This is a genomic window from Olleya namhaensis (assembly GCF_900114005.1).
Classification (GTDB): Bacteria; Bacteroidota; Bacteroidia; order Flavobacteriales; family Flavobacteriaceae; genus Olleya; species Olleya namhaensis.
Window position 1 is genome coordinate 356,701 of the sequence record NZ_FORM01000002.1, and the last position, 21,929, is coordinate 378,629.

Here is a 21,929-nt window from a genome sequence, read left to right on the forward strand (position 1 = left end):
TTAAATATTTTAGTTAGTTAGTTTTATTTTAAAGTTTGTCTCCTAATGTACGATTAATAAAATTCGTCATTTTTGTATACAAGTGTAATCTTGTGTTTCCACCATAAATACCATGGTTTTTGTCAGGATAAATCATCCATTCAAATTGCTTGTTAGCTTGCACTAAAGCTTCCACCATACGCATTGTATTTTGCACATGCACATTATCATCTCCTGTACCATGAATTAATAAAAAGTCTCCTTTTAATTTATCTACATGGTTTATTGGTGAGTTGTCATCATACCCGCTAGCATTTTCTTGTGGTGTAGTCATGTAGCGTTCTGTATAAATTGAATCGTAAAATCTCCAGCTTGTCACAGGCGCTACTGCAATTGCCATTTTAAAGACATCATTACCTTTAAACAATGCATTACTAGACATAAATCCACCATAAGACCACCCCCAAATTCCAATTCTGCTAGAATCAATATAAGATTTTGAACCTAATAATTTTGCTGCTGCTATTTGGTCTTCAATTTCAAATTTACCTAATTCGTTTTGTGTTACTTTTTTAAAATCTGCACCTTTAAGTCCTGTCCCACGACCATCAACACATGCAACAATATAACCTTGCTGCGCTAGCATTTGATACCAATAATCGTTAGCACTATTCCATTTATTAGCAACTTGCTGAGATCCAGGTCCAGAATACTGATACATAAATAATGGATATGTTTTAGAGGCATCAAAATTTGCAGGCTTGATCATCCACATATTTAAGTCGTTACCATTTATACTAATAGTAGAAAACTCTTTTTTAGATAATTTGTAGTCTTTTAAACCCGCAATTAAAGCACTATTATCCTTTATAGATTTTAGCACTTGTCCCGACTTAGCGTCATTTAACGTGTATAAATAAGGCGTTGTAGCACTAGAATATGTGTTTATAAAATAGGTGAAATCAGCACTAAAATCAGCATTATTAGTACCTGTTTGCTGTGTTAATCTTCTTTTTTGTGTCCCATTTAGTTTAACAGAATACACATCTCTGTTAATACTTCCGTTTTCAACAGATTGATAAAAGATTTGATCCGTCTTAGCGTCATAACCATAGTAAGTAGTAACCTCCCAGTTTCCTTTGGTAATTTGATTGATTAATTTTCCTTTACTATCGTAATGATAAATATGGTTGTAACCATCTTTCTCGCTAGTCCAAATAAAACTATCATCCTCTAAAAACGTTAAATTATCAGTAACATCAACGTAAGCTTTATCAGTTTCGGCTACAGCCAAAGTTGCTTTATTTTTTTTAGCGTTAATCATCCATAAATCCAATTGGTTTTGATGACGATTCATAAACTGTGCGCTTAATACATCTGCATCATTAGTCCACTTGATTCTAGGAATGTAAAAATCGTCATAAGACTTATCAACCTTAACTTCGCTTAATTTATTCGATTTTAAATCAAATAAATGTAAAGACACTACCGCATTTTTCTCTCCTGCTTTTGGGTACTTAAAAACAGTTTGTGTTTGATATAAATCTTTACCATACACATCCATAGAAAATTCTGGAACATCTGTTTCGTCAAATCTTATAAAGGCTATTTTATTACTGTCTGCATTCCAGTCAAATGCACGTACAAAAGCAAATTCTTCTTCATACACCCAGTCAGTTATACCATTAATAACTTTGTTTTTAACGCCATCAAAAGTAAACTGTGTTATTTTACCTGACACTAAATCCTTAACGTAAAGGTTGTTATTTAATCCAAAAGCAATTTTAGTCCCATCCGGAGAAAATGTTGGCTCTTGTATTTTATCTTCTGACACTAAAGTGGTCTGTTTTGTTTTGGTATTATATACATAATAGACACCTAAAGACGAGCGTCTAAAAATAGACTCTTCTTCCGTAGCCAATAACACTTGGCTCTCGTCTGCACTAAACGTGTAATCTGTAAAATATTTGATGGCTTTTAGATCTGCAGAGCTAACTAGTGTGTTAACTTTTTCTAAAGTTTTATAATCATAAATATCTATTGTTGTTCCGCCTTTTGTTCTATCAAAATTTAAAACAGAATATTGCTGACCATTAGCCATCGAGTGCAAAGCGTCTAATCCTTCAGTTCTAAAGGTTCCACTCCATATTTCTTCCAAGGTAATTTGCTTATTCTGAGCAGTTAAAAAAGAGGTTGATAAAAAACAGAATAGGGATAGAATTCTTAAGATCTTCATTTAATATTAGTTATTTAATAATAGGATGTCAAGTTTACTAAAAAATACCCAAAAAACAGTAAACATTAACACATAAATCCGCAATATTATGTTAGTAAGCAAAAATTGAAAGCGTAAATAGTATCTTTGCTTTTTAAAATGAATAGCATGAGTAGATTAGTTTCCGGGTTTTCAAAATTATCTAAAACTGAAAAAGTTAATTGGTTAATCAAAAACCATTTATCTGATTATGATGGTGCAGAAAACACACTAAAACAGTATTGGAATAGCGATCAAAAGCTGCAACAATTGCATGACGAGTTTATAGAAAACACAATTACTAATTACTACCTCCCTTTAGGTGTTGCACCAAATTTTGTAATAAACGACAAAGTTTATACTATACCAATGACAACCGAAGAAAGCTCTGTTGTTGCTGCTGCTAGCAAAGCTGCTAAATTTTGGCAAACGCGTGGTGGATTTAAAACCACTGTTATATCCACAAACAAAATAGGACAAGTTCATTTTACATACACCGGAGATTTTAAAGCTTTAGAAACCTATTTTAATGCTATAAAACCGCAATTAATTGAAGACGCCAAGCCTATTACCAAAAACATGGAAAAGCGTGGTGGCGGTATATTAGATATAGAATTAAGAAACAAGACCAACGCCTTAGATAATTATTACCAACTGCACGCTACTTTTGAGACTTTGGATGCAATGGGCGCCAATTTTATAAACTCATGCTTAGAACAGTTTGCTAAAACGTTTACAGCTAATGCTGAAAGCACTTTACCAAAACCCATAAATGTAATTATGAGTATTTTATCTAATTACGTTCCAGAATGTTTAGTTAGGGCTGAAGTGAGTTGTAAGGTTGAAGATTTAGCCGAAAAAGACATAGACCCAAATACCTTTGCCGAAAAGTTTGTACAAGCCGTAAAAATAGCTGAAATCGAACCTTATAGAGCGGTTACACACAATAAAGGAATCATGAATGGAATTGACGCTGTGGTTTTAGCGACAGGAAATGATTTTAGAGCAATTGAAGCAGGTGTACACGCCTATGCAGCAAGAAATGGTCAATACAGCAGTTTAACACACGCTAAAATAGAAAACGGAGTCTTTACCTTTTGGATGGAAATACCATTAGCTTTGGGCACTGTAGGTGGTTTAACTAATTTACATCCTTTAGTTAAATTAGCATTACAAGTTTTAGACCAACCCAACGCAAAAACACTGATGCAAATAGTGGCAGTTGCAGGATTAGCACAAAATTTTGCAGCACTACGTAGTTTGACAACAACAGGAATACAAGAAGGACACATGAAAATGCACTTGATGAATATCCTAAATCAGTTTGAAGCTACACCAGATGAAAAACTTAAAATAGTAGATCATTTTAAAACAAACATTGTTACACATAGCGCTGTAGTAGAAGCTATTGAAAAACTAAGAGCCTAATGGACAGTTTTTATAGTCACGGAAAACTATTACTTACTGCAGAATACGTTGTATTAGATGGTGCAAAAGCATTGGCTGTACCTACTGTTTTCGGGCAACACCTTACCGTTACACCAATTAAAACACCACATATTGATTGGACTAGTTTTGATAATCACAATAATGTGTGGTTTTCAGACATTATAACAATTGCCGATATTATTAGTTTAAAAGATACCGGAAATGAGGTATCCAATAGATTAATTCAGATTTTGAATGCTACCAAGCAACTAAATCCTGAATTTTTAGATAATAAAGAAGGCTTTAAAATAACGACTACTCTAGAATTCCCTCAAAACTGGGGTTTAGGCACCTCTTCTACTTTAATCAATAACATTGCACAATGGGCAAAAGTAGATCCATATAAATTGTTAGCTAACTCTTTTGGGGGTAGCGGATACGATATTGCTTGCGCACAGCATGACACCGCATTACTTTATCACTTAGACAACAAATTACCTAAAACAGAATTAGTAACATTTAATCCTTCGTTTTCTGATCACCTTTATTTTGTTCATTTAAATAAAAAGCAAAATAGCCGCGATGGTATTGCACATTACAAAGCCAATAGACATAACACAACTAAAACCATAAAGGCAATTGACACTTTAACTCAAAGTATGATAGATTGCGATACACTTGCAGCCTTTCAATCTATATTAGATACCCATGAGCAGTTAATTGGTCAAATCACCAATCAAACACCAGTCAAAGACACGTTATTTAAAGACTTTGATGGCAGTATTAAAAGTTTAGGTGCTTGGGGTGGTGATTTTATTTTAGTTGCTTCTAACACAAACCCAACAGCCTATTTTAAATCAAAAGGCTATACCACGATACTATCTTACACTACAATGGTTTTATAAAGACTTAAAAAGTATAACGCATAAAAAAAGCCTTTTCAAATTGAAAAGGCTTTTTTAGGTTAAGACTTAAGTCTCTTATTGTACTGTCTTTGCTCTAAAGTCTTCAATCTCTGAAGATTCTTTTAAAGCATTATATAATCTTGTTTGTACTGAATTTAATTTCTGAGTACTTACCTGGTTAGCAAATGGTAAATAGTTTTCTAATTCAACAGCAGCTGTCTTTTTAGTTACTTGTACCATAAATACACCTGTATTACCTTTTACTAATTTAGAAGTTGCTCCTTCAGCAAGTCCAAAAGCAGTACCTACAACCATAGGTTCTGTTCCAGCTCCTGCAATTGTTGGATTTTTCATGTTAATAGCAGATGCAGATTTAACTGTTTGGTTTTCCGCTTTAGCGAAATCTTCAAGAGAAGATGCATTAACGCGATCCATAATCATTTTAGCTTTCTTTTCTTTTCTTACGGCTGGTAAAGCAGTTACTGAAGCATCTTCAACACTCATAACTCCTTTGTCTTGCATTGCTGTTAATTGTGCAATTACAATTCCTCCTGGTACATTATCAAAACGCTTATAGTCTCCTACTTTTGTTCCATCTTCAAAAGACCAACGTACAATTTGACGTTGATTTCCTAAACCAGGAATACTTTCGTCTAATTCTTTAGCAGTCATTGGACGTACATCATAATTAGAAGTTTTAGCTACTTCTGCAAAATTACCGTTAGCAATTGCTAATTCAAAATTAGAAGCATCAGCAAATATCTTATCTTCTGTTTTAGAAGATGGTTGAATTTTTCTAGCAATAGTTGCAACCTTTACAGTATTGTCAACATTTTTCTTGTCGTCAATTCTAATAATATGGTATCCAAATTGAGATAATACTACATCAATACTCCCTTTATCATTAAAGAATAAGAAGTTAGCAAAATCAGGATCAAAAGCTGCAGGATTGTAAGTTGTTAATCTAGTCCAACCAATAACACCATCTTTACCTTTAGTACCATCCGCATTAATTTGATTGGCAACTTCTGCAAATTTAGTTTTACTGTTCTTAACTAAAGGATAAATACTATCTATCATCGCTTTAGCTTGTTCTTTAGTTCTAGTTACATCTGCACCTGCTCTTGTTGATCCAACAAAAGGAATAACAATATGACTAGACTCAATTGAATCTGCTAATCTTTTAAAATCTAAAACCTTAGTTACTTTATAGTAGTTACCATCTTTATAAGGACCGTAAGTTTGACCTGGGTTTAACTTAAAAATAGTATCAGCAATTACATTTGGTAAGCTAGACTTGTATTGGTATTTGTCAACAAATTTAAAATCGTCAGAGTTTCCATTTACAAACGCTTCGTTATCCGTAGTGTTTTTAAAACCTGCTTTATTATCTGTAGCTTTAGTTACTTCATTATAAACTTTAGAATCGCTTAATAAATCAGTAAGTTCTTTTTGCATTGCCTTTTCATCTTCTAAAGAGGCAACCTCTTTAAAGAATACATATTGAAAACCTCTTGTTGCATCCGATTGGTATGCTTTAGGGTTTTTATTTATGTAAGATTTAATCTCTGAAGTAGATACTTTTACAGTACTATCTGCTATAGAGCTAAAAGGAACTTGTACATATTTGATATCTACTTTCTCTCCTTCTAATTTATGTTCTAATTTACCTTCCGCTAACGTTGCAGTTGTACCAGCTTTAACCATGTTAAAGTAGTTTGCTTGTAATGCGTTAGATGCTAATGCTTGCTCTCCAGAAATCCAGTTTTGGTAAGCTTCAGTTGAAGAACTTTTAAGGTTATCAATAAATAACTTTACTTTAGACTCATCAAAAACACCACCTTCGTTTAAAAACGTTGGATCCGATGCATAATTAGTTTTAATTAGGTCTCTCATCTGCTCAGACTCAACCGTCATCCCTAATTTACTAATTTGTCCGTCCATAACAATTTCTCTGACCTTAGATTCAAAAACACTGTTCATTACTTGACTAGTAGTTGCATTTGGTCCCATTTGTCTTTGTTGAAACTCAACAAGATTAGAAAATTCTGCTCTAGAAATGTCTTGACCGTTTATGGTTGCTACAACATCAGGAGACTTAGAGAATAATGCATCTTTATTATCAAATAAACTTGATAAGATAAAAGCGAATAACGCTAATGCAATAACTAAGATTAATACAACTGTTTTTTGTCTAATTTTATTTAAAATTGCCATTTTGTGTGATAAATTTTGTGAAATATAGTGGGCGAAAATACCATTTTCTATTCAATAATAAAAGCACTTTACACAATAAATAAATTAAATGAATAGACTAAGGTGAAAAAGAGTAGATTTTATAGCCTAAGCTTAGTCTTCCGACTTAATTGTAAGCTCAACTAATTCAATCTTAGTATTTGACGCTTCTAAAATTTTAAAGTCAAATTTTTCTGTAGACACGACTTCATTTTGCATTGGAATTTGCTCTGTATGATCAACTATCAAACCTCCTAAGGTTTCGTAGTTTTCGCCTTCAGGCAAATTAAGTTTATACGTTTCATTAAGATAATCCACTTCTAATCTAGAGGAGAACACAAACGTAATATCGTCTTTTTGCTCTTCAATTAAATCAATAGTATCATGCTCATCTTCAATTTCGCCAAATAACTCTTCAACAATATCTTCCACCGTCATAATACCTGATGTGCCACCGTACTCATCCACTACAACTGCTATACTTTTACGTTTTTTAATTAAAACATTAAGAATGTCTTTGACTAACATTGTTTCTGGAACCAACTCTATTGGCATAATCATAGCACCAATATTTTTAGGTTTCTTAAATAAATCAAACGAATGCACATACCCTAAGATATCATCTATGGTTTCTTTATAAATCAAAATCTTAGAACATCCCGTTTCTGTAAAAACAGCACTTAAATGTTGTACAGTATCTTGAAGTTCTAAAGCAATAATTTCAGTTCGAGGTACCATAACCTCTCTTGCTTTTACTTCTGAAAATTCTAATGCATTTTGAAAAATCTGAATTTCGGAATCAATATCTTCATGTTCTTCCACACTTTCCATTTGCTCACTAATGTAATGCCCAAGCTCTACCTTAGTAAACGCTAATTGTACTTGATCACCTTCAGTTTTAAAAAACTTTTTAAGCACAACATCACTAATCCAAATTACAAAGTCAGAGACCCAACTAAAAAACACATAAAAAACATAAGCTGGAAAAGCCAATACTTTAAGTAGCGTATTAGAATAGATCTGAAAAAACACCTTTGGTAAAAATTCTGCTGTAAATAAAATTAAAAGCGTAGATAAAATAGTTTGTGACAACAGACTTAAATCCGTTAATAAATACGTCACTAAAGGATAATTACTTGGTAACAAGCTATGGAACCAATCCATCAACAAATCCCCCATAAAAAACCCGTAAATAACCAATGCTATATTATTTCCAATAAGCATGGTTGCAATAAATTTAGATGGTTTAGCAGTTATTTTAGATAAAATTTTAGCTAAAAATCCGTCTTGCTTCTTTTCAATTTCAATATGAATTTTATTAGAAGACACGTAAGCAATTTCCATTCCTGAGAAAAAAGCTGACAGTAATAGACAAATTACAATGATGATAATTGATGTCATCATTTACTTGCGGTCATTGTTTTCGAACTTCTTATTAAAACGTTGTTTAAAAAAGAACATAAAAACAGCTGTTGCACCTAATAAAAGGGACATATAAGCTCTAGACTCTCCCCAACTTGCAATGGCATCATATAAAAAAAGCACTGCAAATACTAAATAAGCGTATTGAAAAAACTTAAAGGTTTTCATTAAAATAAAATTAGTGTTAAGTAAATATACTAAAAAAAGTAAGCTTTATAATCTAAAGCCATTGTTATTCTTGCACAGCAAACTGACCTGTAACTCCAAGTATTTCAGCTTTTTTGAAATCTTTATCAGAATCAAATCCGCGACCACTAGTCACATAACCTTTAGACCTATAAGTTGCAGGAAGATTGGTAAATAACCATTCTTTTGTTTGGTCATAATATAATTGCTCGGCAAATAACGAATCATTTGTTGGTGTTGCAGCAATTACATTTCCTCTTAAATCTATTAAATCTGTATTGTTATAGATAATAGCATAATCCGAAATTATAGTAGTCTTAGCGTCATTTTTATCATATAGATGCAAAATAACACCCTCCGGGAACTCTGAGTATGCAAAAGCCCTATTACTATAGTCATACATTTTAGGACTAATCAGGTTAGCAGATAAACGACCAGAATCTGTATACTTTAAATTAATACTGTCTGATACACCTACGGGATCATTAGCAGACATTCCTATTTGCTTAACGTCCTTTAGATTGCTTTTACATGCAAAAAACAAAGTCATAGCAAAAGCTATGACCGTGTTTTTAATTATATGTAATTTATGTTTTTGCATTATAGGCTTGGCACTGTTACACTTCTTCCAATCCAACATCCAATCTTAATACTTTGTCCAGCATTACCTGCAGCAAATATTTCTGATTTAGTTGGTGCTTTAGCTCTATAACTTGTAGCTAATGTAGAATATCCACCTTTGCTAGCTTCGTTTGCAGCTAACCAGAACACAGCACGCTTATTAAAGTTAGTATCTCCACAGTTGTTTGCACTTGCAGCATACATTCTTGCGATATGATCATAAGGCTTTTTGTTTGATGGATTAAGACTTAAAGACTCTTGAAAGTATTGTCTAGCCTTACCATAATTACCACTTTTCTTAAAGTCTAATGCAATTGTATAATTTAATTTAGCCTTTTTAATTGGATCTGTTTCTAGCTCCATTGTTTGATCTAAATACGTTTGCTCACCAGTAATAATGTATAAGTAGTAAGACGTTTTAGCATTAGGCTCAATTGTGTTTTTCTGATTTAAAATTTTAACAAACATAGGATCTGTCTTACATCCTTTTGCATACAATTTAGTCATTGCACGTTGTAACCAAACACCATTGTTTTTATTTGCTTCGTAGTCTTTTTGGTATAATGGGATTAAGTTAGCACAATTAGCTCTATCTCCTAATTCCTTATCAACACCATCTTGTACTTTTTCAAAAGCACCAACCATAGCAGCGTAAAACGTTTTATACTTCCCTTCCTTTTTAGTCAAGGCAGTACCGGCGTCTTCTTTAACAACTAATTCATTTAACTTTCTTTCGTTGTATTCTGTTTCAACTTCAATTTTATCAGATACATCATCATACTTGTCAAATAATTGTTGATCTGTTTTTTGCTTTGCATCAAAAAGATTAACCATCAACTTAAAGTATACGTATAAACTTTTTGCATTTTTAAAGTTATCCTTATCAGCATTATAAGATGCATCAAAACAATCGTATAAAACAGCATCACTCAAACCTAACACCTCTTTGTTGTCATATCTTAATTGACATATTTTAGAAGAATATTCTCCTGCTTTTTTATCATTAGGAAAGTTAGCAATTCTTTCTTCCCATAATTTAATTAAATCTAAAATGTGTCCTTTTTTTTCTTCACCCGTTTTAGTTTTTATGTAATGTTCTAAAATATCTTCTCCATACTTATATATTCCAATATGGTATTGTGGGCAATCTTTTCTCAAATCAGTTAAAGGCTTATAACCCGCATCAAAGTTTTTTGCTTTTACAGCTTCTGTCAGTAAAGACAGCTTAGTCATACATTCTTCTGTGTTTTGAGCAAACCCAATATTTAGCCCAAATATCAAAGCAAGTAGTAAAGTAATTTTAGTTTTCATAGTCTTAATTTTTATGTTGTTAGTCATATTTTCTTTTTTGGAACCATCTATCATTTAATGACAGACTTAATTGGAAGCTTACAAAATTTTCTTTTACTAAATTAGCGTTTGTTGTTCCCCTCTTTCCAAACTCTAAACCAATATTAGCATTAGAAAACATATTTCCAACTGGTATACCTACTCCAAAAGACATGCCAAACTCTTTTATAGTTTGATTATTTATTACAAGCCCTGTGTTTTCAAAACGCATACCCGCACGATAAGTCATTCTCTTCCAGCTCTTAGCAAACGAATTATATTCAGGAATATAAAAACCTCCTAAAGAAAATTTTGATGCATCTTCATAAGTTGCTCCTGTGTTACTATATAGAGGATTGAAAAAATCACCTGTATTTTGTGTTGTATACTCCACACCAGCAAACCATTTTCTTGGTTCACCTAATCCTGCACCTATACTTAATTTTGATGGTAGTGTTAAATCCGTTTCATCTAATCCAGAAGCTACTAAATCTGCTTCTATTTGATTATAAATTAATTCACTTTCTGTATCTACATCGACAATTATTGTTGAAAACGTTCTTTGATTTTTAGACGTCAAATCTGTTTCTGGCGTATAAGTTAATGATCCTTGAAGTTCTAACTTATCAGTTATCATTTTTTGATAATGTAATCCAATATTAAAATTCAACCCACTTAAATCTGAACGGGTGTATTCTTTAGTCTGACGCTCTAAAAATTGTCCTTCATCATTATAGGCAAAATTAATTGTGCTATTCTGTATGTTTCCAAAGTCATAATCCGCTTGCATACCAACACTCAAAGACTTTGTGATTTGGTAACCAAAACTCAAAAACACTTTATTAAGACCACCTTCTCCAGTATATCTGTACTCTAAATTTTCTTCAGCATCTCTGTTCTCTAATTTATATCCAACAGATGAATACGGTTGTAATCCTAATCCAAAACCAAATTTACCAACCGGGATAGATAATGCTAAATAATCAAAATTAGCACTCTTAGTCTTGTCACTACTACCAGACGTCTCTAGTTTAGAAGATGTACCACTACCTCCTACTGTAAATTTTACAGGTCTAGATTCGTTATTCCATCCTTCTAAATTATTCCCTGCAAAAGTCGCTGGGTTTTGAAAGTTTACATGGACACTGTCCTTATAAATCCCAAGACCTCCCATACTTCTATTCTCTACAGAACCTTTAAAGTTTGTGCTCCCTATTCCATAAAAAGAATATGGCGAAGCTGTTCCATTCTGACCGTAACTTTGAATTGCAAATAATGCAATAAAAACTAATACAAGTTTTTTTATCATTAGACTGTGTTATGTTGTAATATGTAGTTCAAACCTTCTAGTAAGAAATTTGAATTGGCAAATATGCTACTTTTTAATTGCTTTGACAAAAATTTAGCATCTCCTCCTGTTAAAATAATTGTTAAATCTAAATATATAGACCTATATTCACTAATAATTCCATTTAATTCACTTAAAACACCATTAACTACGCCACTATTAATTGCTTCTATTGTAGAATTACCAATAACATGTTTTGGTTGTTCTGTTTCTAACAACGGTAAATTAGCAGTCTGATTGTGTAGTGCTTTATAGCGCATTCGTATTCCTGGAGAAATTGCTCCTCCTAAATATTCGTTATTTGTATTAATAAAATCATATGTAATACACGTACCCGCATCTATAATCAAAACATTTTTATCAGGAAATTGTTGCACAGAAGCACAAACTAGTGCAATCCTATCAATACCTAGTGTTTTAGGTGTAGCATATAAATTTTTAAAAGGAATAGGTGTTTCATGATTTAAAACAACTAGTTTCAAATTAGCCTCTAAATAAACTAAAACTTCTTTTTCAAGTCGTCCAACTGAAGACACGATAGCCAAACGCACCTCTGGATAGGTCTCCAAAATGTGTTTAATTGAATTTAAAACCTGCTTAGTCTCCACAGCGGTCTTACTTTCTATCTTATTATTATTAAAAACAGCTAGTTTAGTACTAGTATTTCCAACATCTATTATTAAATTCATATAATTTCTAAAAAGGATAAATTTACAAAACGATTGCAATAAAAATCTTAATAATTTTATAATATTGAAATTGAGACTACTAAGCCTCATAAAAGCACAAATGTAAAAAAAGATTGTAAATTTTTTGATTTTTTGTTTGGTAGTTCTAAAATTGAAACTATATTTGCACTCGCAATTTATTGCTACTGGTGCCTTAGCTCAGTTGGTAGAGCAAAGGACTGAAAATCCTTGTGTCCCTGGTTCGATTCCTGGAGGCACCACCAGAAAAAACCCGATTCATCTGAATCGGGTTTTTTGGTTTAAAGAACTAAACCAAAGATTAATAATTCACTATAAAAAAGTAGTATATTAGCTAATGCTACATTTTTCAACTTAAAAATTTAAATTATAGTATGAGTAATAAAGATCAATTTATGCAAGAAGCTGTAAACGCAGCTTTAAAAGGAATGAACAACAATGAAGGTGGACCATTTGGTTGCGTAGTTGTTAAAGACGGAAAAATTGTAGGACGCGGAAACAACAAAGTAACTTCTACCAACGATCCAACTGCACATGCAGAAGTAACAGCTATTAGAGATGCTTGTAAAAATCTAGACTCGTTTCAATTAGACGGTTGTGAGATTTACACCTCTTGCGAGCCTTGCCCAATGTGTTTAGGTGCAATTTATTGGGCTAGACCAGACAAAGTATACTACGGAAGCAATCAAGTAGATGCTGCAAATATTGGTTTTGATGACGAATTTATTTACAAAGAAATCCCATTACCATACGCAGAAAGAAGCATCCCATTTGAGCAATTAGCACGCGAAATAGCATTAGAGCCTTTTCAAGAATGGACTAAGAAAAATGATAAAACTGAATACTAAATAGAAACAAATTCAATTAATACAGAGAACTCAGCAAAAATTCAAGTCCCAATTTCCGACAAAGTCGGAATTATCAATCTGCAGAAATAATGAGCGAAAAACGAAAATGCTAAGCGCAGCTTAGAGCATGTAGTTTGAAAGCGAATGGTCCGCAGGAATTTCCTCAGATTGATTTGAATTTTTGGTTCGTTTTGTTTCAAGACAAAATGAACATAAAGAAAAATTAAAACAAACCTCATGATAACCTTCATCCTAAATAACAAAACCATAAAAACCTCGGAACATTCCGGAACCACTTTATTGGATTTTGTGCGTTATCAACAACGCTTAACAGGAACAAAGATTGGTTGTCGCGAAGGAGATTGTGGCGCCTGCACCCTTTTAGTAGGAACACGTCATGGTGATATTATAGAATACCAAAGTATTACCTCATGTATTTCGCCACTAGGAAATGCGCATGGCAAACACATTGTTACAGTTGAAGGCACAAATCTTAAAGACAAATTAACCACAACTCAAGAAGCCATGAAAGCAAATTACGCCACACAATGCGGATTTTGCACGCCTGGTTTTGTAGTTGCTTTAACAGGATTTGCTTTATCAAATTCAGATAAAAATTATACTAATGCAATTGACGCTATAAGCGGAAATATTTGCAGATGTACAGGATACAAAGCAATTGAAAAAGCAGCGCATCAAGTTGTTAAAAAACTAGACAACAATACAAACTCCACATTTAATTGGTTAATTGAAAATCAATTTATTCCTGAATATTTTAAAAACATCCCACAACGATTAAAAGACATTGAAGCTAAAGATTTAAATCAACCCAAAGGGAAATATGTTTCTGGAGGTACGGATTTATATGTCCAACAAGCGGATCATTTAGCAGATAACGCTGTACATCTAATAGCCGAAAAGGAGTATTTAAAAGGCATCAACATTAAAAATGGTATTTGCACGATCGGAACCAACGCAACGGTTTCAGATTTATGGAATCATACGGAGTTAAATAGTATTTTACCAAACTTAAAAAAACACTTAAAGTTAGTCTCTTCAGAACAAATTAGAAACATGGCTTCGCTTGGAGGAAATTTAGTAAACGCCTCGCCAATTGGAGACATGACTATCTTTTTTCTGTCGCTTAATAGTAATATTACAATATTAAATTCCGCAGAAAAAGAAAGAACAATTGCTCTTAAAAACTTTTACAAAGGATACAAAACTTACGATTTAAAAGATGATGAACTTTTAAAGAGTATTCAATTTAAATTACCAACAGAACAGTCATTTTTCAATTTTGAAAAAGTGTGTAAACGGACACATTTAGATATTGCTAGTGTCAATTCTGCAATACATCTTTCAATCGAAAACAAAACGATATCGGAAGCGCATGTTTCCATTGGAGGTGTTGCTGCAATTCCAAAATATTTGCATGAGACCTCAGCCTTTTTAGTTGATAAACCTTTGACTTTTGACACTATAATTGAAGCTAACCAAATACTTCAAAATGAAATCAGTCCAATTAGTGATGTTCGTGGGACAACTGACTACAAACGTTTGTTAGGACGACAATTATTTTTTGCTCATTTTACAACGTTATTCCCGAAGCAATTCACCTTAAACGATTTTGTACAACATGCATAAAAACAAGCCAAATAAAGTATTAGACACTAAATTAGATGCTGTTTCAAAATCATTAAAACAAAGCACCAAAAACTTAGACTCTTACACGCATGTCCGTGGAGAATCATTGTATGTTGACGATGTTAATATTAGACAAGGAACATTTCATGCGGTCGTGTTTGATTCGCCAAAAGCACACGGAAAAATAAAAAGTATTGATTATTCTAAAGCAGAAGCTCTAGAAGGCGTACAACGTATTTTTACCTATAAAGATGTTCCTGGTGAAAATGAAATTGGTGGTATTATTCCTGACGAACCCTTATTTGCGGAGGATGAAGTCCACTTTTGGGGCATGCCAATAGCCTTAATCGTTGCAGAATCGGAATTTATTGCTCGAAAAGCACGAGGTTTAATTGACATTAAAATTGAAGACTTACCTGTAATCACTACAGCAAAAGAAGCCAAAGCAAAAGGCAGCTTTATTAATGCACCACGATCTTTTAGTTTAGGAAATACAGAAAAAGCATTTACAAATTGTGAGTATATTTTTGAAGGTGAAACATTCTCTAACGGACAAGAGCATTTATATATCGAAACACAAGGTGCTTATGCAGAACCTTTAGAAAACGGAAACATAAAAGTAACGTCATCTACACAAGGTCCAACAGCTGTGCAAAAAACTATCGCTAAAGTTTTGGGCATTGCGATGCATAAAATTGAAGTTGATGTTACACGACTTGGAGGTGGATTTGGAGGTAAAGAAGACCAAGCAACACCTTGGGCTGTAATGGCGGCTTTGGCTGCGCACCATTTAAACCAGTCTGTAAAACTGATTTTAAATCGTCATGACGATCTACGCATGACAGGAAAACGTCATCCTTATGAAAGCACATATAAAATTGGACTTTCAAAAGACTTAAAAATTATAGCGTATCAAACCGAGTTTTTGCAAAACTCTGGTGCAGCAGCAGATTTATCTCCTGCAATTGCTGAGCGGACTTTATTTCATGCAACCAACAGTTATTACATACCTAATGTAACAACAAAAGTGTTGAGTTGTAAAACCAACTTACCGCCAAACACAGCGTTTAGAGGATTTGGAGGTCCACAAGGTATGTTTGTTATCGAATCTGCTATTGCAAAAGCTGCTCATGAAATTGGTGTACCAACACGAACAATTCAAGAAGCGAATTTGTTAGATGAAAACGACACGTTTTCTTATGGACAAATCGCTAAAAAAGTAGAAGCCAAAAACACATGGCATTCTGCTAAAAACATATTTAATATTGAAGCTTTAGAGCAAGCGGTCGAAGCGTTCAATAAAAACAATACAAGTTTCAAAAAAGGAATAGCGTTTATGCCCATTACTTTTGGTATTTCGTTTACAAACACACCAATGAATCATGCACGTGCTTTGGTTCATATTTATTTAGACGGAAGCGTTGGGATTAGTACTGCTGCTGTGGAAATGGGCCAAGGTGTTAACACCAAAATGATGCAAATTGCTGCGGATGTGTTTTCTATTCCTATTGAAAAAATTAAAATAGAAACAACCAATACAACGCGTGTTGCCAATACGTCGCCATCTGCTGCAAGTTCTACCGCAGATTTAAACGGAAAAGCAACCTTAATGGCGTGTAATGCTTTAGTTGAAAGATTAAAAATTGTGGCTTCGGAAGACTTAAAAGCTTCAGTAAAAGACATTACTTTAAAAGAAGAATCTGTTTATATCAACAACAAAAAATCAGCTTTAACTTGGACAGCGCTAGTCAGCAAAGCCATGTTAAAACGTGTTGCTTTAACTGAAAACGCACATTATGCGACTCCAGAAATTCACTTTGATAAAACCAAGGAAAAAGGACACCCTTTTGCTTATCATGTTTACGGAACCGCAATTACAACAACCACTATAGATTGCATGCGTGGTACTTACGAATTTGATAGCGTAAAGATTGTACACGATTACGGAAAAAGTATGAGTGAAGGTATTGATTTAGGTCAAGTAGAAGGTGCTTTAATACAAGGAATTGGCTGGATGACTATGGAAGAGATTGCTTATAATAAAGATGGAAAATTATTATCAAATGCGCTTTCTACATATAAAGTTCCTGATATTTTTTCTGTACCCAAAACAGTAGAAGTGATTCCTGTAGAAACTGAAGGAAACGACATGGCTATATTAAAATCTAAAGCTGTTGGAGAGCCTCCTTTAATGTATGGAATTGGTGCTTATTTTGCACTTCAGAATGCTATAAAAGCGTTTAATCCCAATTACGACATGCAATTTAACGCGCCAATGACTCCTGAAAAGGTATTAATGAGTCTGTATTAAAAAAGCCTAAATGATTGAAGAAACAAATATAAATAAGTCCGTTTTCGATGTTTTTCCCGAACTGGAAAGCGAACGCCTATTGTTTGAAGCTTACACAAAAAAAGATGCGCAAACGCTTTTAAACCTAAGAAGCAATAAAGCGATCTCTAAATACATGGACACAACAATACCAAAACGTATTGAAGATACTGAACAAAGAATTGAAGGCTACATAAAAGCTTTTAAAGAAGGAAAAGGAATAACTTGGGCACTTATTGAAAAAGAAAACAATACTATTATTGGTGATTTCGCAATTCACCACATCGACAAACAAAACTCGAGAGGAGAAATTGGTTATATTTTACATCCTGATTTTTGGGGTAAAGGCTATATGACAGAAGCCTTAACCACACTAATTAATTTTGGTTTTAAAGATTTAAATCTTCACAGTTTTTCAGCCAATGTTAATCTTGAAAATGTCAATTCAAAAACACTACTACTAAAATTTGGCTTTAAATTAGAAGCTCTATTTAGAGAAAATTTTTATTACAATGGTCAATTTTTGGATAGCGAAATTTATTGCTTACTACAATCTGATTTAAAATAAACGCCTTATCGCACTACATTACAAAACACAAAACATCTTAAAAGGTGCACTAATTTATAGTGCTGGAGACACAATAGCAGCTTTAATTGTTGACGAATTTTCTTGGCACAGACTACTAGGAATGGCATTTGTTGGCGCCACTTTTTACGCATTTGAAATCCCCAACTATTTTGATTGGATAGTAAAAAAAACTAAAGATTTAAAAGGTGCACGCGCTGTATTATCTAAAACGGGTTTAGCCATAGCATACTTTAATCCACTTTGGGTTGCAAGACACTTATTGTTTATCAAATTATTTTCGGCTCAATTTAATGCCATTGGATTTAACCTTATCCAAATTGCCTTTTGGTCCTTTTTGGTAAATATTCCTATTTCGTTTTTAGCAAATTACTTGATTCAAAATAGATTTAAATTAAAATGGCGTTTTCTTGGAAGCGCAATATACTCGGCAATAATGGCGATTTATTATGCTTTAGGCGAAACTATTTTTAGTTAGAATAAATTTTTTAAATCTTCTGTAGTCAGAATAGAACATTCAGTTATCCCATAATGCTCCAAAACAGCATCCAACAAATAAGCTCTGACTACCAAAATAAGATGTTTGTTATCATTAGATCTAATCTGAGAAATCAAAGCTTTGGTTGAAACGTGCAAGCCTTCATTTTTTAATTCTAACTTTCCTATTTCATCAATAATTAAATATTGACGTTCTGTTTTAGAAGCTTCTAAAATCAAATAGTCATTAGCTTCATTAAAAGCCGATCGCAAAAATTTAAAATCCCCTATTGCAACAATAGCTTCGGTTTCAGCTTCAGCTTCAAGCTTAAAAATTATTTTGTTTTTTAATTTCAGAAAATACCGTTTTCCATTAGCATCATCGGGACACAATACCCCATCAACATTACTCCTGTTTTTAGACCAATGTAACAGCGCTGTAGTCTTCCCTGATCGTATTGCTCCCGTGAGGATATAAATCATTCCGTAGGCGTTTTAAAATGAATACAATTAGAAATGCTATTCGCCATAAAAAACTTAAACCGATTGATTCCTTTTAAATGCTGCGTTTGTTTCCAAGTATAGGAAATAATCTGCCTAAAATAAGGGAACAAATCCATAGCATTAGTAATGTCTTGCTGGTACTTAGATTCCTTTTTACTTAAGTATTTCTGAACCAATTTTAATAAAAAAGGACCAATTACTAGATACCAAAGCATTAAAATAAGAAAACTACGGAACACGATATAAATAGCCTTTTGCCACCCAAAAAGGGCACCTCCAAATATTGAAAACCCTAAAACAATTACGGCAACCGTAATTAGCCAAACCCAAATAACTTTGGTTTTAAAGGGTACTTTTCTTTTAGTGCTTTCCGATGCTTTTGGCATTGTTTCTAAATAAAAATCGACTTCAGGTTTACTTGCTATTATCTTAATAATACTTTTAATAAAGACACCTGCTAATAGTCCACAAACGCCATATACTACAAGATATAACGTCACTAAAAAAGAGGTGGTAGAGGTTTCTGAAACAAAGTCTAACTTTTTCTGAACCCATGAGCCATAAATATTAATAGCTTCCCATAGACCAGTACCATAAACCACTGTTAGCACTATTAGTTTTTGCAAAGCGGACTCTAAAAAAGTCACCATCCCTAAAACCAATAACACAAAACCTTTCCAAGAAAAGTTAGAAAATAAAAACGCACCAAAAAGCGCTTGAAAACTGACCGCAACATAAGCTCCGAATGGAGAATATGGACTTACTGCCATTTTAATAATCAAGACAATAACCAATGCTTTAAAAATAGTTTGCCATTTGTTTTTAGCATAAAAAGCAATTAAACTAATTAGTAATATTGAAACACCACCAACTATCAAACCTGTGAATGGCGAATTAAACACATGTAAAAAACCACCTAAACCGGACTCGTTTAAAGCCCAAAGCGCAGTTAATTTATCTATGATTGATTTGTTTTTTTTCATCTTTAGTTGCTGCAATAATAGCCATTCTTTTACTTACAAGACACTTCTGTAATCTCCTAGATGGGATATTATCATCAAATCTTAGTATTAATTAGCTAAGCTTTTATAATGCACTTGTAGTAATTGAGCAACAACGCTTATAGCAATTTCTTTTGGTGTATCACCTCCAATATCTAAACCAATAGGACAAACTACATTAGTCATACCTTCAGGAATAGCCATCTCTTTAATAAGCATATTATTAAATCTGACTTTTTTAGTTTTACTACCAATCAACCCCAAAAACTTAGTTTGATTTTGTAACGCCATTGCTATAATATCAAAGTCAATTGCATGATTATGTGTTAACACTAAAACGTAGCTGTTATTACCCCATTTTACAACATCCTGAAACGTTTTAAAATCAGTTTCGGTAGTTTGATGTGTTGCGATACTAGCATCTAACTCTAAATTAGAAAACCAGTCGTCTCGAGAATCTATAAGATTAACTTTAAAAGGTGTGTCTACTAAAAGTTTGCAGATTTCTACTCCAATATGTCCTGCTCCGAATAAAAATAACTCTGGCGATTGATTCATAGGTTCTATAATAAATTCGACTTTCCCGCCACAGCATTGCTCAAACTCTGGTCCTAAAGTGTAACTGGACGCTATAATTCTGTTGTCATTAATAGCTGTTATTGCTTCGTCAATAGCTTTAAACTCTAGCTTCCCTCCTCCTATAGTTCCGTAAATCTGTTTGTCTTTAGTCACTATCATTCTAGAACCAACAACGCAAGGTGTTGACCCCAGACATTTGGAAACAGTAATAAAAGCAATAGGTTGTTGTTTTGCCTTAAAATCAGATAATAGACTAATCCAGTTTTGCATAAAGGCTATTTAATTTCTAGTTTTTTAACCAATTTACCAACGGTCATTCCTTGTATTAATATAGAAAAGACAACCACAACATAAGTAATTACCAAAATTAAATCACGCTCCATAACTTCTGTAAGGCCTAATGCCAACGCTATAGATATTCCACCGCGTAGTCCACCCCAAGTCATAATTAAGTTAGTTTTTGGAACAAAGTCTAACTTGTTTTCAAAGAATTTTATTGGTACCAATAACGAAATATATCTGCACACTAAAACTAAAGGAATTGCTAATAAACCGGCAGTTAAATACTCAAATTTAAAGGTTAACACTAACATCTCCATTCCTATTAAAACAAACAGAATTGTATTTAAAAGAATATCCAACAACTCCCAAAACTTATCGACATAAGCCTCCGTAGTATCTGACATCGCGCTATCTCTAACGGTATCATTCCCAACTACCAAACCAGCAGTTACCATTGCTAAAGGCGCTGATATATGTAGCTTTTGTGCTAAAACAGTTCCTCCCATAACAGCAGCCAAGGTTATAATAACTTCAATATCATAATCGTCAATAGACTTCATTAATCTATACGTAATCCAACCCAAAATCAAACCTAATGCAATCCCTCCAAGCACCTCAACACCAAACAACTCCACAACTTCTAAAGCACTAACATTTTCAATACCTAAATCAGCAATTTTAAAAATGGTTAAAAATATAACAACACCAACACCATCGTTAAAAAGGGATTCTCCAACAATTTTGGTTTCTAATTTTTTAGGTACACCTGCTTTTTTTAGTATCCCTAAAACAGCAATTGGATCTGTTGGCGAAATTAATGCCCCAAACAATAAACAGTATATAAAATCTATATGTAAGCCTATAATTGGTAGCGCAAAAAACATAGCGCCACCAACCAAAAATGTCGAGATTAAAACGCCAAAAGTCGCAAACGCTAATACGGGCCAACGTTGTACTTTAAGCTGTTCAAAATTAGTATGCAAAGCACCAGCAAACAACAAGAAACTTAACATAACGTCCAATAAAATACTTTTAAAATCTATTTGTGTAATTATAAACTTCTCAGCATTCAACAAGGTGTCATCAAAATAACTTAGTGCAAACACTCCTAAAGTAAATACAATGGTAATTAACATTAAGCCTATAGTATTAGGCATTTTTAAAAACCGCACATTTATATACCCAAAAATGGCAGAAATAAGCACTAATATTGATGCAATCACAAAATAATCCATAGAAAAATATATTTATTGCTAAATTAA

At 33.1% G+C, this 21,929-nt stretch carries 19 protein-coding genes and 1 tRNA gene; 8 read left to right on the plus strand and 12 right to left on the minus strand.

The features are described 5' to 3' along the window. Positions 1-28: 28 nt before the first annotated feature. Entirely contained in the window at positions 29-2,215 is a 2,187-nt protein-coding gene (locus BMZ09_RS04680; RefSeq protein WP_090837961.1) for a S9 family peptidase, read from the minus strand. A gap of 147 nt (positions 2,216-2,362) precedes the next feature. On the opposite strand from BMZ09_RS04680, the gene BMZ09_RS04685 reads away from it, so the two are divergent. Together BMZ09_RS04685 and BMZ09_RS04690 are read left to right on the plus strand one after the other, a co-directional pair. Beyond that, the gene (locus tag BMZ09_RS04685; protein WP_090837963.1) at positions 2,363-3,661 is read left to right on the plus strand and encodes a hydroxymethylglutaryl-CoA reductase, degradative; all 1,299 of its coding nucleotides are present in this window, start codon (positions 2,363-2,365) and stop codon (positions 3,659-3,661) included. Further along, complete coding sequence (locus BMZ09_RS04690; protein ID WP_090837965.1) at positions 3,661-4,566, plus strand: GYDIA family GHMP kinase; 906 nt, start codon at positions 3,661-3,663, stop codon at positions 4,564-4,566. Before BMZ09_RS04685 ends, BMZ09_RS04690 begins: the two co-directional genes overlap by 1 nt. 75 nt (positions 4,567-4,641) lie before the next feature. Here BMZ09_RS04690 and BMZ09_RS04695 read toward each other — a convergent pair whose 3' ends face one another. From BMZ09_RS04695 to BMZ09_RS04725, 7 genes are all read right to left on the minus strand, one after another. Beyond that, positions 4,642-6,783, minus strand: coding sequence for a peptidylprolyl isomerase (locus tag BMZ09_RS04695; RefSeq protein ID WP_090837967.1), 2,142 nt, complete (start codon positions 6,781-6,783; stop codon positions 4,642-4,644). 132 nt (positions 6,784-6,915) lie between these two features. Beyond that, the gene (locus BMZ09_RS04700) at positions 6,916-8,205 is read right to left on the minus strand and encodes a hemolysin family protein (RefSeq protein WP_090837969.1); all 1,290 of its coding nucleotides are present in this window, start codon (positions 8,203-8,205) and stop codon (positions 6,916-6,918) included. After that, entirely contained in the window at positions 8,206-8,391 is a 186-nt protein-coding gene (locus BMZ09_RS04705; protein WP_090837971.1) for a hypothetical protein, read from the minus strand. Positions 8,392-8,455: 64 nt separating this feature from the next. Then, entirely contained in the window at positions 8,456-9,010 is a 555-nt protein-coding gene (lptC, locus tag BMZ09_RS04710; protein ID WP_090837974.1) for an LPS export ABC transporter periplasmic protein LptC, read from the minus strand. Next, on the minus strand, positions 9,010-10,341 hold the full coding sequence (locus BMZ09_RS04715; RefSeq protein WP_090838336.1) for a tetratricopeptide repeat protein: 1,332 nt from the start codon (positions 10,339-10,341) through the stop codon (positions 9,010-9,012). Before BMZ09_RS04715 ends, lptC begins: the two co-directional genes overlap by 1 nt. A gap of 19 nt (positions 10,342-10,360) precedes the next feature. Next, on the minus strand, positions 10,361-11,668 hold the full coding sequence (locus BMZ09_RS04720) for a BamG family beta-barrel-assembly machinery protein (protein WP_090837975.1): 1,308 nt from the start codon (positions 11,666-11,668) through the stop codon (positions 10,361-10,363). Further along, positions 11,668-12,396, minus strand: coding sequence for a type III pantothenate kinase (locus BMZ09_RS04725; protein WP_090837977.1), 729 nt, complete (start codon positions 12,394-12,396; stop codon positions 11,668-11,670). The genes BMZ09_RS04720 and BMZ09_RS04725 overlap by 1 nt, the downstream gene beginning before the upstream one ends. Positions 12,397-12,583: 187 nt before the next feature. On the opposite strand from BMZ09_RS04725, the gene BMZ09_RS04730 reads away from it, so the two are divergent. The 6 genes from BMZ09_RS04730 (at position 12,584) to BMZ09_RS04755 (ending at position 18,302) form a co-directional block, all read left to right on the plus strand. Then, positions 12,584-12,659, plus strand: a tRNA-Phe gene (locus tag BMZ09_RS04730). A 129-nt stretch (positions 12,660-12,788) separates the two neighbouring features. Next, complete coding sequence (locus BMZ09_RS04735; RefSeq protein WP_090837980.1) at positions 12,789-13,262, plus strand: nucleoside deaminase; 474 nt, start codon at positions 12,789-12,791, stop codon at positions 13,260-13,262. A 237-nt stretch (positions 13,263-13,499) separates the two neighbouring features. Beyond that, on the plus strand, positions 13,500-14,909 hold the full coding sequence (locus tag BMZ09_RS04740; RefSeq protein WP_090837982.1) for an FAD binding domain-containing protein: 1,410 nt from the start codon (positions 13,500-13,502) through the stop codon (positions 14,907-14,909). Continuing rightward, a complete protein-coding gene (locus BMZ09_RS04745) occupies positions 14,902-17,220 on the plus strand; it encodes a xanthine dehydrogenase molybdopterin binding subunit (protein WP_090837984.1) in 2,319 nt (772 codons plus the stop codon). The genes BMZ09_RS04740 and BMZ09_RS04745 overlap by 8 nt, the downstream gene beginning before the upstream one ends. A 10-nt stretch (positions 17,221-17,230) precedes the next feature. Continuing rightward, a complete protein-coding gene (locus BMZ09_RS04750) occupies positions 17,231-17,806 on the plus strand; it encodes a GNAT family N-acetyltransferase (RefSeq protein ID WP_090837987.1) in 576 nt (191 codons plus the stop codon). A 121-nt stretch (positions 17,807-17,927) separates the two neighbouring features. Then, the gene (locus BMZ09_RS04755) at positions 17,928-18,302 is read left to right on the plus strand and encodes a hypothetical protein (protein ID WP_198520015.1); all 375 of its coding nucleotides are present in this window, start codon (positions 17,928-17,930) and stop codon (positions 18,300-18,302) included. Here the strand turns inward: BMZ09_RS04755 and BMZ09_RS04760 are convergent. The 4 genes from BMZ09_RS04760 to BMZ09_RS04775 all read right to left on the minus strand — a co-directional run bounded on the left by BMZ09_RS04760 (position 18,299) and on the right by BMZ09_RS04775 (position 21,902). Further along, positions 18,299-18,784: a nucleoside-triphosphatase gene (locus BMZ09_RS04760; protein ID WP_090837991.1), complete on the minus strand. Its 486-nt coding sequence runs from the start codon at positions 18,782-18,784 to the stop codon at positions 18,299-18,301. The genes BMZ09_RS04755 and BMZ09_RS04760 overlap by 4 nt on opposite strands. Beyond that, positions 18,781-19,788 (minus strand): hypothetical protein, encoded by a 1,008-nt coding sequence (locus tag BMZ09_RS04765; RefSeq protein WP_090837992.1) that lies wholly within the window; start codon positions 19,786-19,788, stop codon positions 18,781-18,783. The genes BMZ09_RS04760 and BMZ09_RS04765 overlap by 4 nt, the downstream gene beginning before the upstream one ends. Before the next feature lie 87 nt (positions 19,789-19,875). After that, complete coding sequence (xdhC, locus tag BMZ09_RS04770) at positions 19,876-20,655, minus strand: xanthine dehydrogenase accessory protein XdhC (protein WP_090837994.1); 780 nt, start codon at positions 20,653-20,655, stop codon at positions 19,876-19,878. Positions 20,656-20,660: 5 nt separating this feature from the next. Continuing rightward, on the minus strand, positions 20,661-21,902 hold the full coding sequence (locus tag BMZ09_RS04775) for a cation:proton antiporter (RefSeq protein ID WP_090837996.1): 1,242 nt from the start codon (positions 21,900-21,902) through the stop codon (positions 20,661-20,663). Between the last annotated feature and the right edge of the window lie 27 nt (positions 21,903-21,929).

What these genes read in the sequence shown, in the direction of transcription:
- BMZ09_RS04685 (WP_090837963.1), top strand. Translation starts at nt 2,363, where the DNA reads ATGAGTAGATTAGTTTCCGGGTTTTCAAAATTATCTAAAACTGAAAAA.
- BMZ09_RS04760 (WP_090837991.1), bottom strand. Translation starts at nt 18,784, where the DNA reads ATGATTTATATCCTCACGGGAGCAATACGATCAGGGAAGACTACAGCG.
- BMZ09_RS04740 (WP_090837982.1), top strand. Translation starts at nt 13,500, where the DNA reads ATGATAACCTTCATCCTAAATAACAAAACCATAAAAACCTCGGAACAT.
- BMZ09_RS04750 (WP_090837987.1), top strand. Translation starts at nt 17,231, where the DNA reads ATGATTGAAGAAACAAATATAAATAAGTCCGTTTTCGATGTTTTTCCC.
- BMZ09_RS04695 (WP_090837967.1), bottom strand. Translation starts at nt 6,783, where the DNA reads ATGGCAATTTTAAATAAAATTAGACAAAAAACAGTTGTATTAATCTTA.
- BMZ09_RS04700 (WP_090837969.1), bottom strand. Translation starts at nt 8,205, where the DNA reads ATGATGACATCAATTATCATCATTGTAATTTGTCTATTACTGTCAGCT.
- BMZ09_RS04735 (WP_090837980.1), top strand. Translation starts at nt 12,789, where the DNA reads ATGAGTAATAAAGATCAATTTATGCAAGAAGCTGTAAACGCAGCTTTA.
- BMZ09_RS04705 (WP_090837971.1), bottom strand. Translation starts at nt 8,391, where the DNA reads ATGAAAACCTTTAAGTTTTTTCAATACGCTTATTTAGTATTTGCAGTG.
- BMZ09_RS04745 (WP_090837984.1), top strand. Translation starts at nt 14,902, where the DNA reads ATGCATAAAAACAAGCCAAATAAAGTATTAGACACTAAATTAGATGCT.
- lptC (WP_090837974.1), bottom strand. Translation starts at nt 9,010, where the DNA reads ATGCAAAAACATAAATTACATATAATTAAAAACACGGTCATAGCTTTT.
- BMZ09_RS04690 (WP_090837965.1), top strand. Translation starts at nt 3,661, where the DNA reads ATGGACAGTTTTTATAGTCACGGAAAACTATTACTTACTGCAGAATAC.
- BMZ09_RS04725 (WP_090837977.1), bottom strand. Translation starts at nt 12,396, where the DNA reads ATGAATTTAATAATAGATGTTGGAAATACTAGTACTAAACTAGCTGTT.
- BMZ09_RS04720 (WP_090837975.1), bottom strand. Translation starts at nt 11,668, where the DNA reads ATGATAAAAAAACTTGTATTAGTTTTTATTGCATTATTTGCAATTCAA.
- BMZ09_RS04755 (WP_198520015.1), top strand. Translation starts at nt 17,928, where the DNA reads ATGGCATTTGTTGGCGCCACTTTTTACGCATTTGAAATCCCCAACTAT.
- BMZ09_RS04680 (WP_090837961.1), bottom strand. Translation starts at nt 2,215, where the DNA reads ATGAAGATCTTAAGAATTCTATCCCTATTCTGTTTTTTATCAACCTCT.
- xdhC (WP_090837994.1), bottom strand. Translation starts at nt 20,655, where the DNA reads ATGCAAAACTGGATTAGTCTATTATCTGATTTTAAGGCAAAACAACAA.
- BMZ09_RS04775 (WP_090837996.1), bottom strand. Translation starts at nt 21,902, where the DNA reads ATGGATTATTTTGTGATTGCATCAATATTAGTGCTTATTTCTGCCATT.
- BMZ09_RS04765 (WP_090837992.1), bottom strand. Translation starts at nt 19,788, where the DNA reads ATGAAAAAAAACAAATCAATCATAGATAAATTAACTGCGCTTTGGGCT.
- BMZ09_RS04715 (WP_090838336.1), bottom strand. Translation starts at nt 10,341, where the DNA reads ATGAAAACTAAAATTACTTTACTACTTGCTTTGATATTTGGGCTAAAT.